Below are 13,290 nucleotides of genomic sequence, written 5' to 3'. Positions count from 1 at the left end.
TGGCAGGCGGCATGCCTTGGCGATTGGCCGAAACGCCCTCGCGTCGTTGCGGCGGCTTCAACCAATCCCCGGCGTTTGCGCCGATTTCACGGAACATCTCGCTTCGCAGAAGACATGCACGAATAAAGATTTCTTTATGTCCCATTGTCGTATGGCGGCCGATCTGCTAGTCAGGCCGGCAACCGCGCCCTCCCATGCGCCTCCCGGCGTCGGCGCGCCTTGAGAAAAAATCACACCGGAGCACTGCCATGACGGGTAGCAAGGACTATGTGGTCGCCGACATCTCGCTTGCCGGCTGGGGCCGCAAGGAGATCGAGATCGCCGAAACCGAAATGCCGGGCCTGATGGCCTGCCGCGAGGAGTTCGGCGCCAAGAAGCCGCTGAAGGGCGCGCGCATCACCGGCTCGCTGCACATGACCATCCAGACGGCGGTGCTGATCGAGACGCTGAAGGCGCTGGGCGCCGACATCCGCTGGGCCTCCTGCAACATCTTCTCGACCCAGGACCACGCGGCCGCGGCCATAGCCGAGGCTGGCATTCCGGTCTTCGCCATCAAGGGCGAGTCGCTGGAAGACTATTGGGACTACACCGACCGGATCTTCCAGTGGACCGATGGCGGTACCTCCAACATGATCCTGGATGATGGCGGCGACGCCACCATGTACATCCTGCTCGGCGCGCGCGCCGAGGCCGGCGAGGACGTGCTGTCCAATCCCGGCAGCGAGGAGGAAGAGATCCTGTTCGCCCAGATCAAGAAGCGCCTGAAGGCTTCGCCAGGCTTCTTCACCAAGCAGCGGGAAGCGATCCGCGGCGTCACCGAGGAGACCACCACCGGTGTCAACCGTCTTTACCAGCTGCAGAAGAAGGGCCTGCTGCCCTTCCCGGCGATCAACGTCAACGATTCCGTCACCAAGTCGAAATTCGACAACAAATACGGCTGCAAGGAATCGCTGGTCGACGGCATCCGCCGCGGCACCGATACCATGATGGCCGGCAAGGTCGCGGTGGTCTGCGGCTATGGCGACGTCGGCAAGGGCTCGTCGGCCTCGCTGCGCGGCGCCGGCGCGCGTGTGAAAGTCACCGAGGTCGACCCGATCTGCGCGCTGCAGGCGGCGATGGACGGCTATGAGGTGGTGACGCTGGAAGACGCCGCCCCGACTGCCGACATCGTCATCACCACCACCGGCAACAAGGACGTCGTCACGCTCGACCATATGCGGTCGATGAAGGACATGGTGATCGTCGGCAATATCGGCCACTTCGACAACGAGATCCAGGTGGCGGCGCTGCGCAACCTGAAATGGACCAACATCAAGCCGCAGGTGGATTTGATCACCTTCCCGGACGGCAAGCGTATGATCCTTCTGTCCGAGGGCCGCCTGCTCAACCTCGGCAACGCCACCGGTCATCCGAGCTTTGTCATGTCGGCCTCGTTCACGAACCAGGTGCTGGCGCAGATCGAGCTTTTCAGCAAGCACGGCCAGTACGAGAACCAGGTCTATGTGCTGCCCAAGCACCTCGACGAGAAGGTGGCGCGGCTGCATCTCGACAAGCTCGGCGCCAAGCTGACGGAGCTGTCCGGCGAACAGGCCGCCTATATCGGCGTGACGCCGCAGGGTCCGTACAAGCCTGAACACTACCGCTATTAACCAAAGCGAAATTATCTACCATATATTGAAGCCGGATGGTTGACTTTCCATCCGGCTTTATTTTTTGCGCCAATGATTCTTCACGCCGATTCCAGCAAGCGTTATTGTTGTGATTCGCGGTCCGGGGACATGTTGGGCCGGGGACGCATCAGGGCGGTCTTGCATTCAAGCGGCGAAGAGGACCAAGACATGCCGGGGGATTACCCGCCACGCGCGGGAAAGGCCGTTTCCGGCGGCCATGAGGATTCGAATGATGCCGGCCCCGGTGTGAGCCGCGGCGATTTTCGTGCCGGCTCGCGGCTGGCCTCGCTGCTTGCGAGCTCGATGCTTGCCGGCCCGCTCCTCGCCTTTGCGGCCCACGCCGAGACGGGCATTCCGGCAAAGGCCGCGGCGCCGGTCAGCACGCTTGAGGTCATGCAGCTTGCCATGTTCGTGGGCGTCATGGGCGCGGCGCTGGTTTCGGCCATCTTCCTTATCCGCGAGCGCGCACGCACCGCCTCGCAGAACCTGCAGCTCAGGGCCCGCATCGCGGACGTCAACGCTGCGCTGCAGCGTTCCGAGGCGCTGCTCAATCTGCGCGACCAGCGCCTGATCGTGTGGACAACGGACAACAAGAAACCCGAGCTCATCGGCAGCCTGCCGCTGGAAAGCGGCGCGCCTGACGACAGGTCCGCCTTCCTCGCTTTCGGCCGTTGGCTGATGCCGCGCTCGGCGGCGGCGCTGGAGCACGCGGTTGCCGGCTTGCGCGAACAGGCGAAGACCTTCGATCTGGTCATCGAAACGCAGGCCGGCGTGCCGCTGGAGGTGCATGGCCGCAAGAGCGCGGCGCATGTGCTGGTGCGTTTCGTCTCGCTGTCGGAGACGTTGCGCAACCAGGCCAGGCTGAAGATCGAGAACCAGCGGCTCAGCGCCGACTACGACACCTTGATCGGCCTGCTCGACGCGTTGAAGATGCCGGCATGGCTGCGCGGCGCGGACGGGCGATTGCAATGGGTCAACCGCGCCTACGCCGAGGCCGTGGAAGCAGGAAGCGCCGCCGCGGCCGTGCGCGACGCGACGGAATTCCTTGGCGGCCAGGCGCGCGATCAAATCGCCGAGCAGCATAAGTCGCACCCGGTCTTCGAACAGACGCTATCCACCGTGATCGAAGGCGATCGCCGCATGTTCGCGGTCACCGACTTCGCCGGCGCCGACGGTTCGGCGGGGCTCGCCTGCGACACCAGCGCGGCCGAGACGATCCGCGCCGAATACGAGCGGACCGTGCGCAGCCATGCCGACACGCTCGACCAGTTGAACACCGCCGTGGCGATCTTCGACACCGAGGAAAAGCTGCGCTTCTTCAACCAGGCCTTCCAGAAGCTGTGGGGTCTCGACTCGGGCTTCCTGCTCAGCGCTCCCTCCAACACGCTGCTGCTCGACAGGCTGCGCAGCGAAGGCAGGATCGCCGAGCAACCGGAATGGCGGCGCTGGAAGGAAAACCTGCTCAGCGCCTATCGCGCCGTCGAATCGCAGGAACACTGGTGGCACCTGCCGGACGGCAAGACGATCCGCGTCGTGGCGAACCCGCAGCCGAAGGGCGGCGTCACCTGGGTGTTCGAGAACCTGACCGAAAAGATGGACCTCGAAAGCCGCTACCAGACCGCCGTGCGGGTGCAGGGCGAGACGCTGGACAATCTCGCCGAAGGCGTGGTCGTGTTCGGTCCGGACGGGCGGCTGCGCCTGTCCAACCCGGCCTTCGTCGCGCTGTGGGGGCTGACGATGGAAGCGGTCAAGCCGAACGTCCATGTTTCGGCGATCCGCGACCTGTGCGACCAGCGCGCCGCGAACAGCCCTTGGGGCGGCTTCGTCGCCGCAGTCACCGGCTTCGACGACGAGCGCCGCGACCGTCGCGGCCAGATCGAGCTCGTCGACGGGACGGTGCTGAGCTACGCGGTGATCCACCTGCCCAACGGCCAGGTGATGATCACCTTCGTCGACGTCACCGACACCGTCAATGTCGAGCGGGCGCTGAAGGACAGGAACGAGGCGCTGGAGAAATCCGACCAGCTGAAGAACGAATTCGTGCAGCACGTTTCCTATGAGCTGCGCTCGCCGCTGACCAACATTATCGGCTTCACCGAGCTTCTGTCGCTGCCCGCGACCGGGCCGCTGACGCCCAAGCAGCGCGAATATGTCGAGCATGTCGGCTCGTCGTCATCGGTGCTGCTCACCATCGTCAACGATATACTCGACCTGGCGACCGTCGATGCCGGCATCATGCAGCTCGACATCTCCGAAATGAACATCGACCGGACGATCGCCGCGGCCGCCGAGCTGGTCGCCGACCGGCTGGACGAGCACCGGATCAAGCTCGAGATCGATGCGGCGGAGGCGCCGGCGAGCTTCCATGGCGACGAGACTCGCATCCGCCAGATCCTCTACAACCTGCTCAGCAACGCGGCCAATTACGCACCGGAGGCAAGCACGATCCGGCTCACCTGCCGGCGTCTCACCGACGGGGTCGAGTTCTCCGTGCATGACGACGGTCCTGGCATGCCGCCGGACGTGCTGGAATCGGTCTTCCGCCGCTTCGAGCCGCGCGCCAATGGCGGGCGGAGGCGCGGCGCCGGGCTGGGGCTCTCGATCGTCAAGAGCTTCGTCGAACTGCATGGTGGAACCGTGCGCATCGAGACCGGCCAGGACAGGGGCACCACGGTAATCTGCACCGTCCCGGACAAGCCTTCCGGAATCCCCGATACGCCGGCGGGCATCCGCGACGCGGCCGAGTAGCGCGGACTATATGGCTGGACCAGTGTTGGAACGTTTTCTCGCCGACGAGGCGGCCACGGCAAGGCTTGGCGAGGACCTCGCCATGGCGTTGCGCGCGGGCGACGCGATCGCGCTGAAAGGCGATCTCGGCGCCGGCAAGTCGACGTTGGCCCGCGCGCTGATCCGGGCGCTCGCCGACGACGCCAATCTCGAAGTGCCGAGCCCGACCTTCACCTTGGTGCAGAGCTACGAGACGCGCGTTCCGGTGCACCATTTCGACCTCTATCGGCTGTCCGCGCCGGACGAGCTCGACGAGCTCGGCCTCGACGACGCGCTAAGCCAAGGCGCGGCGCTCATCGAATGGCCGGAACGGGCCGCAGACCGCTTGCCGGAAACGGCGCTGTGGGTCGATCTTGCCGAGCAGGGCGAAGGCCGCGTGGCGCGGCTTTCCGGGCAGGGACCGATCTATGATCGCGTGGCGCGATCGCTCGCGATGCGCGATTTCCTGGCCTCTGCCGGATGGGGCGAAGCCAGCCGCCGTCATTTCGTCGGCGACGCCTCCGCCCGCTCCTATGAGATCGTCTCGCTGCCCGGCCAAGCGCCGCGCGTGCTGATGAACTCGCCGCGCCTGGTGCTCGGGCCGCCGGTTCGCGACGGCAAGCCCTATGCGGTGATCGCCCACACGGCGCAATCCGTCGCCGCCTTCGTCGCCATCGACCGGGCGCTGCTTGGGGCCGGCGTCAGCGTGCCGGCGATCCATGCCCAGGATCTCGACCAAGGCTTTCTGCTCATCGAGCATCTCGGCTCGGAAGGTTTCCTCGGTCGCGACGGCCAGCCTATCGCCAAACGCTATGAGGCGGCGGCCGAATTGCTGGCCATGATGCATGGCAAGGCCTGGCCTACGCGCTTGGAAGCGGCGCCCGGCGTATTTTACGACGTGCCGCCTTTCGACCGGGAAGCCATGCTGATCGAGGCCGACCTTCTGGTCGACTGGTATGTCCCCTGGATTACCAGCGAACCGGCAAACGACGCGTTGCGGGAAGGCTACCACAAGGTATGGAACGCACTTCTCGATCACCTGGCAGGCAGCGAATACACGCTGATGCTGCGCGACTTCCATTCGCCCAACATCATCTGGCGGGCCGAGCGCGCCGGCCTCGACCGGCTGGGCATCGTCGATGTGCAGGACGCGCTGGTCGGGCCTGCCGCTTATGACGTCGCTTCCTTGGCCATGGATGCGCGCGTCACCGTCTCGCCCGAGATCGAGCGGCGCACCGTCGCGGCTTATGTCGCGGCGCGGCGCGCCGCCGGCGCTTTCGACGAGGCCGGCTTCGCCGAGGCCTATGCGATCATGGCCGCGCAGCGCAATTCGAAGATCCTCGGCATCTTCGTGCGGCTCGAAAAGCGCGACGGCAAGCCTTACTATCTGAAACACCTGCCGCGCATCCGCGATTATCTGAGGCGGGCGCTGACGCATCCGGCGCTTGCCGGCCTGAAGGATTTCTACATGGCCCACGGCCTGCTTGAGGAACGGGTCCCATGAAGCCGACGACTGCGATGGTGCTGGCGGCCGGACTCGGCAAGCGCATGCGGCCGATCACCGACACGATGCCGAAGCCGCTGGTGAAGGTCGCCGGCAAGACCTTGCTCGATTGGGGGCTGGACAGCCTGGAAGCCGCCGGCGTCGCCAAGGCCGTCGTCAACGTGCACTATCTGCCCGAGCAGATCGTCGCGCATGTTGCCTCTAGGCGCGCACCGAAGATCGTCATCTCCGACGAGCGCGAGGCGCTGCTGGAATCGGCTGGCGGCATCGTCAAGGCGCTGCCGCTTCTGGGTGGCGAGCCCTTCTACATCATCAATGCCGATACCTTCTGGATCGACAGCGGCCAGCCCAGCCTAGAGCGTCTTGCCCTTGCATGGGACGCCGCGAGAATGGATATTCTGCTGATGCTTACCGATCTCGACTCAGCGACCGGGCATTGCGTCGGCACCGATTTCCTTGTTGCCCCTGATGGAGCTCTACGGCGCTCGAAAGGCGATCCGGCGGGCCTGATCTATGCCGGCGCCGCCATCATCCATCCGCGCATCTTCAAGGATGCGCCCATGGGCTCGCATTCGCTCAATGTCTATTTCGACAAGGCGATCGCCACAGGGCGCCTGTTCGGCATGAAGATGAACGGACGCTGGATCACCGTCGGCACTCCGGACGCCATTTCGGCGGCCGAGGCAGCCGTGGCCGGTGCCCTAGCGAAGGCGGTATGAGCGGCACGCGCCGCGTCTTTTCCATTCCGCCCGGAGCGCCGTTCCTGCCGACGCTGGCGGGGGCGTTGCTCGACGGGCGCCTGATCCCCGGCTTCCGCTTCGACGGCGACCCGCTGGCGCTTGCCGACGCCACCATTTATGTGCCGACGCGGCGCGCGGCGCGTGCGCTGCGCGGCGCCTTCGTCGATGTTTTAGGGAAACGCTCCGCCATCCTGCCAACGGTGCGGCCGCTCGGCGAATTCGACGAGGACGAGGCGGCCTTCGACGCCGAAGCCGCGCCGGCGATAGATCTGGCGCCGCCGATCGCCGCGCAGGAGCGGCTGCTGTTGCTGGCGCCGCTGGTGCGCGCCTGGAAGGAAAGCCTGCCGGCGCATGTGAGAGAGCGGTTCAACGAGGAATTCGTCGTGCCGACCTCGGCCGCCGACGCCATCTGGCTGGCGCGCGACCTTGCCCGGCTGATGGATGAGATCGAGACCGAGGGCACGGATTGGGCGAAGCTCGCGACGCTGGTCACCGGCAATCTCGCCGGCTGGTGGCAAGTGACGCTCGATTTCCTCGGCATCGTCACCGACAACTGGCCGGAACTGCTCAAGGAGCGCGACCGCTCCAATCCAGCCGCGCATCGCAGCGCGCTGATCCGGCTGGAGGCGGCGCGGCTGAAGCGCACTCCGCCGGCCGGACCGGTGATTGCCGCCGGTTCGACCGGCTCCATCCCCGCCACTGCGGAACTGCTTGGCGTGATCGCCGGCCTGTCCAATGGCGCCGTCGTGCTGCCCGGGCTCGACCGCGAGCTCGACGACGCATCCTTCGCGGCGATCACGGCGCCTGGCGCGCGCCCGGCAACGCTCGGCCACCCCCAATACGGCCTCGCCAAGCTGATCGGCGGCATCGGCATTCCGCGCCGCGACGTCGAGGACCTTGTTGCGGCGCCATCGCCGCTCGCGTTGCGCGCGGCCCTGGTAGGCGAGGCGCTGCGGCCGGCCGAAACCACCGAATACTGGACCGAGACGCGGTCGCGCTTCACGGCACTCGACATCGAACATGCGCTGGCCGGCGTGACGCTGGTGGAAGCGGCGAACGAACGCGACGAGGCGGCGGCAATCGCCATCGCGCTGAAGCGCGCCGTGGAGGTCCCGCGCAAGCGCGCGGCGCTCGTCACCGGTGACCGAGCGCTCGCCCGGCGGGTTTCGGCCGAGCTTTTGCGTTTCGGCGTCGTCGCCGACGATTCCGGCGGCGCGCCTTTAATCAATACACCGGCCGCCAGCCTGCTCAGGCTCGCGCTGAGCGCCGCCTTCCGGCCCGGCGATCCCGTCGGCCTGCTTGCCTTGCTCAAGCATCCGCTGCTCGCGCTCGGTCTCGAACGCCAGGCCATGCGCAAGGCTGCCGAGCTCGTCGAGCTGGTGGCGCTGCGCGGCGGCACGGGCCGGCCTGATGTCGCGTCGCTCGGCGCGCTGTTCGAGACACGGCTGGCGGAACTGAGCGGCGACACAAGGCAGCCTTTCTGGTTCTCGCGCTTGACCGTGCGCGGCATCGAGCAGGCCCAAGATATGCTTAGCCGCCTTACCAAGTCGCTGTTGCCGCTCACCGCGATGCGCGACGAGAAAGGCGCCGATATTGCGACGCTGACGCGCGCAAGCGTTGTCGCGCTGGAGGATCTGGGCCGCGCCGTCGACGGCGACCTGGCGGAGCTCTATGCCGGCGATGCGGGCGAGAAACTCGCCGAGCTGCTTCGCGGGCTGGTGGCGGCATCGTCGCCCTTCACCTTCGCCGCTTTGGAGTGGCCCGACGTGATGGAGGCGCTGATCGCGCCGGAGACGGTCAAGCCGGCGCAAGGCACCGATCGCAACATCGCCATCTGGGGCGCGCTGGAGGCTCGGCTGCAGCATGTCGACATGCTGGTCATCGGCGGGCTCAATGAAGGGGTTTGGCCGCGCAAGCCCGAGAGCGACCGCTTCATGTCGCGGCTGATGAAGACCGGCATCGACCTCGAGCCGCCGGAGCGGCGCATCGGCCTTGCCGCGCATGACTTCCAGATGGCGATGGGCACAAAAGAGGTCGTGCTGACGCGTTCGGCCCGCTCCGGCGACGCGCCGGCGGTGCCGTCGCGCTGGCTGCAGCGCATCCTGACCTTCCTCGGCAAGGAGCCGGCGGCAGCACTTCGCGGCCGCGGCGACGCGCTGCTTGCCTGGGCGCGCGCGCTCGATGCCGGCGAGAAGAAGGATTTTGCCTCGCGCCCGCAGCCGAAGCCGCCGCTCAGCCTGCGTCCGCAGCATTTCTCGGTCACCGAGATCGAGACGCTGCGCCGCGACCCCTACGCGGTCTATGCGCGGCGCATCCTCGGCCTGGTGCCGCTGGAGCCGTTGATCCGCGATCCGGGCGCGGCCGAACGCGGCACTTTGTTCCACGAGATCCTGCATTTGTTCTCGCGGCGGGTCGAGGATCCGAGGGCGCCGAACGCGCTGGCCAGCCTCATTGAAGCGGGCCGTACCTGCTTTGCCGACGCAAAGCTTCCGCCGGATATCGAGGCTATCTGGTGGCCGCGTTTCGAAAAGCTCGCCGAAAACATCATCGAATGGGAGCATGGCCGCGCCGATGCGGTCGCAAGGCGCTATGCCGAGGAGCGCGCCGAGAAGACGGTGGTCGGCCGCACCGGGGTGACGCTCTCCGGCTATGCCGATCGCATCGACCTGCTTGCCGGCGGCATGGCCGACATTCTCGACTACAAGACAGGGTCCTCGCCCTCGAAAGCGCAGGCGCACACGCTGCTGTCGCCGCAGCTCGCGCTGGAGGGCGCGTTGCTCAGGCGCGGCGCCTTCAAGGAACTCGGCATCCGCGAACCCTCGCAGCTCGCCTTCGTGCGGCTGAAGCCGAATGGCGAGGTATTCGAGGAATCGATCCTCGACTACAATCGCAAGTTCCGCACCGCCAACGACCTTTCCGAGGAGGCCTGGGCGCGGCTGGAACGGCTGCTCTTCCATTATGCCGACCCGACCACCGGCTATCTGTCGCGCGCGCTGCCCTTCCGCGAGGGCGAGGCCGACGGCGACTACGATCATCTGGCGCGGGTGCTCGAATGGTCGGCCGGCGGCGCCAGCGAGGACGAGGCGGAGGGATGAAATATCCGATCCCCTCCGATACCGCCGCCAGCCAGGCGCGCGCCTCTGATCCCGCCTACTCCGCCTGGGTGTCGGCCAATGCCGGTTCGGGCAAGACGCATGTCTTGGCGCAGCGCGTCATCAGGCTCCTGCTCAACGGCACCGACCCGTCGAAGATCCTGTGCCTCACCTACACGCGGGCTGCCGCCGCCAACATGTCGAACCGCGTGTTCTCGACCCTGTCGGAATGGACAGCGCTGCCCGATGCGGAACTGGCGATCAGGATCGCGGCGCTGGACGGCCGCGGCGCCGACCGCGACATGATGCGGCGCGCGCGCCGGCTGTTCGCCGAGGCGCTCGAGACGCCGGGCGGGCTGAAGATCCAGACCATCCACGCTTTCTGCGAATCCGTGCTGCACCAGTTCCCGCTCGAAGCCAATATCCCGGCGCATTTCGAGATGCTCGATCCGCAGATGGAGGCCTCGCTGTTCGCCGATGCCCGCCGCGACATGATCTCCGGCGCAGGCGCCGGCGTCGAAGGGCTGGCGGAAGCCTTTGCCACCGTGCTGGAACGCGGCGGCGAGTTCGGGCTCGATACGCTGCTTGCCGAGATCGTCGGCAAGCGCGATGAACTGCGCGGTTTCATCGCCAAGTTCGACGAGGATCGGGACTTCCGGCCGCTGTTCGCCGAATTCGGCTTCAGGCCTGGACAGACGGCCGAGGACATCGCTGCTTCGCTGTGGCCGCTGCCTGGCTTTTCGCCTGGCCAGCTCGCTGAATTTGCCCGTGCCGCCGAGGCAGCCGACGCCAAGCAAGTGTTGAACAATGTGCTGCCCTATGCGCAGAGCGCCTTTGCCGAGGCCGATCCGATCCGGCGGCTGCGCCTGCTCGCCAAAGCATTCCTGCGTGCGGACGGCGACCCCTACGATCCGCCCAAAATCTTCAGGAAGGCGCTGATCGACCGCCTGCCCGACCTGCCGGACCGCTATTTCGTGGTGGCGAAGGCAATCCTCGACGTAACCGACCGGCTGGCGCTGTTCCGCATGCTGGAAGGGACAGCGGCAGCACTGACCGTCGTCGGCTGGCTGATCGCGCGCTACGAGCAGTTGAAGCGCGGGCGGGGTTTCCTCGACTTCAACGATCTCATCACCCGCACGGTCAGTCTCTTGTCGCGACCGGATGCCGGACCATGGGTGCAGTTCAAGCTCGACCAGGGCATCGACCACATCCTGCTCGACGAGGCGCAGGACACCAGCCCGGACCAGTGGGAAGTGGTGAAGAAGCTGACGGAAGAGTTCTTTGCCGGGCTTGGCCAGCGCGAAGCGGTGCGCCGAACTGTCTTTGCCGTCGGCGACGAGAAGCAGTCGATCTACTCCTTCCAGGGCGCGGCGCCGGATTCCTTTGCCGAAAGCCGGCTGTTGTTTGCCGGCCGCGTGCGCGACGCGGAGGCCGCCTTCGCCAATCTCAAGCTCACCTGGTCGTTCCGGTCGAGCGACGACGTGCTGGCTGCGGTTGACCGCGTCTTCGCCGAACCCGGTGTCAGGCGCGGCATCAGCCACGATCCAGACCCTCTGAGTCATAAGGCGATCCGCAATGACGCGCCGGGCTATGTCGAGGTGTGGCCCTCGGTCGGCGCCGAGATGGTCGAGGAGCCCGACGACTGGACCTTGCCGGTCAACCACGCCAGCGCGCCCGCGGTGCGCGTCGCCGAGCATGTGGCCACCACCATCCAGACCTGGCTGCGCAACGGCGAGATCATCGAGGGCAAGGGAAGGAAACTGACCGCCGGCGACATCCTCGTCCTGGTGCGCAAACGCGACCGCTTCGTCCATGCGCTGTCGCGCAGCCTCAAGAACCGGCAGATCCCGGTCGCCGGCGCCGACAGGCTGAGCCTGCCCGGCCATATCGCCGTGCAGGACCTGATCGCGCTCGGACATTTCCTGATCCAGCCGGAGGACGACCTGTCCCTGGCCGCGGTGCTGCGCAGCCCGATCTTCGAGGTCTCCGAGGAGACATTGCTGACGCTTGCCGGCCAAAGGCCGAAGGGCCAGTCGCTGATCGCCTCGCTCAGGCAACATGCGGCCGAGGATGTTTCCCTCGCCGCTGTCGTTAGCCGGCTCGACGGCTGGGCAACCGAAGTGGCCTTCAAGCCGGTGTTCGAATTCTACGCCGCGGCACTGGCACGCGACGGGCTGCGGCGCAGGATGACGGCGCGGCTCGGGCCGGAGGCTGGCGACATCCTCGACGAATTCCTGAGTTTTTGCCTGGCCGAGGAGCGGGCTGGACTGCCGGGGCTGGAATCTTTCCTGTCGACGCTGGAAAATGCCGGTCCCGAGATCAAACGCGAGATGGATCAGACGCGTGACGAGGTCCGCGTCATGACCGTGCATGCCGCCAAGGGTCTCGAAGCGCCGGTGGTCTTCCTGGTCGATGGCGGCTCGGCGCCGTTCAGCGACCAGCATCTGCCGCGGCTGATGCCGTTCGAGAGCTCGGGCGCGCAATGGAAAGGCAAGGGCTATCTGTGGCGCTCGGCCAGCGATGTCGCCAATGGCGTCTCGAAGGCGGCCTCGGTCCGGGCGCGCGAACTGGCCGACGACGAATACCGGCGGCTGCTCTATGTCGGCATGACGCGTGCCGAGGACCGGCTGGTCGTCTGCGGCTATCACGGCAAGCGGCAGCCCAGCACCGGCACCTGGCATTCGATCGTCAGCCGGGCGTTGCTCGGTGCGCCGGAGAGTTCGGAGCGGCGGCATCCGGCGACTGCCGAGGTGGCCGTGCACCGGTTCCACATGACGAAATTGCCGCCGGTGGCGCTGACCAGCGTCGACGAGGCAGGGCCGTTCGAGCACGTAGCGCCGCTGCCTGAAAACCTGTTCCGGCCGCTCCCGCCCTATGAGGAGCTGCCGCGGCCGCTTTCGCCTTCCGGCGCTTCGGCGTTGATCGACGAGGCGAAAGAAGCCGTCCCCGACACGCGCTCGCCGGTGCTCGACGCCGCCGCCGAACCCGGCTTTGCGATCATGCGCGGCCTTGCCCTGCACAAATTGCTGCAGATGCTGCCCGGCATCGCGGAGGAGGAAAGGCGGGGCGCCGCCGAGCGCTACCTGGCGCGCGCCGGCGCGGATTGGCCGGATGGCGAGCGCGACAGGGCGCTGGACGCCGTGCTCTCCATCCTGTCCGACACCCGCTTCGGCGCGCTGTTCTCGCCATTCTCCCGAGCGGAGGTCGCCGTCATGGGCAGCCTCGAGGTGAAGGGCAGGCTGCGCTCGATCTCCGGCAAGATCGACCGGCTGGCGGTCGCGCCCGAAAAGGTGTCGATCATCGACTACAAGACCAACCGGCCGGCCCCCAAAGACCTGGCGGAGGTGCCGCCGGCCTATGTGCTGCAGCTTGCGCTCTACCGCGCTCTGCTCCAGCCGCTCTATCCGGGCCGCGAGGTGACGGCGGCGCTGCTGTTCACCGAGGCGCCGCGACTGATCGAGCTGCCCGCCCCCGCCATGGATGACGCCCTTGCCCGACTCACGGCAGCGTGACACAAG

At 66.7% G+C, this 13,290-nt stretch carries 6 protein-coding genes; all 6 read left to right on the top strand.

Annotation, left to right across the window (positions count from 1 at the left end):
• Positions 1–248 precede the first annotated feature (248 nt).
• The 6 genes from ahcY to addA all read left to right on the top strand — a co-directional run bounded on the left by ahcY (position 249) and on the right by addA (position 13,284).
• Positions 249–1,649: an adenosylhomocysteinase gene (ahcY, locus tag LB525_RS20380; protein ID WP_095767996.1), complete on the top strand. Its 1,401-nt coding sequence runs from the start codon at positions 249–251 to the stop codon at positions 1,647–1,649.
• Positions 1,650–1,838: 189 nt separating this feature from the next.
• The gene (locus tag LB525_RS20375; protein ID WP_224546307.1) at positions 1,839–4,418 is read left to right on the top strand and encodes a sensor histidine kinase; all 2,580 of its coding nucleotides are present in this window, start codon (positions 1,839–1,841) and stop codon (positions 4,416–4,418) included.
• 10 nt (positions 4,419–4,428) lie between these two features.
• On the top strand, positions 4,429–5,940 hold the full coding sequence (gene tsaE / locus LB525_RS20370; protein WP_224546305.1) for a tRNA (adenosine(37)-N6)-threonylcarbamoyltransferase complex ATPase subunit type 1 TsaE: 1,512 nt from the start codon (positions 4,429–4,431) through the stop codon (positions 5,938–5,940).
• On the top strand, positions 5,937–6,659 hold the full coding sequence (locus LB525_RS20365) for a nucleotidyltransferase family protein (protein ID WP_224546290.1): 723 nt from the start codon (positions 5,937–5,939) through the stop codon (positions 6,657–6,659). The genes tsaE and LB525_RS20365 overlap by 4 nt, the downstream gene beginning before the upstream one ends.
• On the top strand, positions 6,656–9,775 hold the full coding sequence (addB, locus tag LB525_RS20360) for a double-strand break repair protein AddB (protein WP_224546288.1): 3,120 nt from the start codon (positions 6,656–6,658) through the stop codon (positions 9,773–9,775). Before LB525_RS20365 ends, addB begins: the two co-directional genes overlap by 4 nt.
• Positions 9,772–13,284 (top strand): double-strand break repair helicase AddA, encoded by a 3,513-nt coding sequence (addA, locus tag LB525_RS20355; protein ID WP_224546285.1) that lies wholly within the window; start codon positions 9,772–9,774, stop codon positions 13,282–13,284. Before addB ends, addA begins: the two co-directional genes overlap by 4 nt.
• The last annotated feature ends 6 nt before the right edge of the window (positions 13,285–13,290 follow it).

It is taken from the genome of Mesorhizobium sp. CA16, assembly GCF_020165175.1.
Classification (GTDB): domain Bacteria; phylum Pseudomonadota; class Alphaproteobacteria; order Rhizobiales; family Rhizobiaceae; genus Mesorhizobium.
This window is presented reverse-complemented; position numbering and strand designations above follow the sequence as displayed.

Coding starts and splice junctions, on each gene's coding strand:
- ahcY (WP_095767996.1), top strand. CDS start 249: ATGACGGGTAGCAAGGACTATGTGGTCGCCGACATCTCGCTTGCCGGC.
- LB525_RS20375 (WP_224546307.1), top strand. CDS start 1,839: ATGCCGGGGGATTACCCGCCACGCGCGGGAAAGGCCGTTTCCGGCGGC.
- tsaE (WP_224546305.1), top strand. CDS start 4,429: ATGGCTGGACCAGTGTTGGAACGTTTTCTCGCCGACGAGGCGGCCACG.
- LB525_RS20365 (WP_224546290.1), top strand. CDS start 5,937: ATGAAGCCGACGACTGCGATGGTGCTGGCGGCCGGACTCGGCAAGCGC.
- addB (WP_224546288.1), top strand. CDS start 6,656: ATGAGCGGCACGCGCCGCGTCTTTTCCATTCCGCCCGGAGCGCCGTTC.
- addA (WP_224546285.1), top strand. CDS start 9,772: ATGAAATATCCGATCCCCTCCGATACCGCCGCCAGCCAGGCGCGCGCC.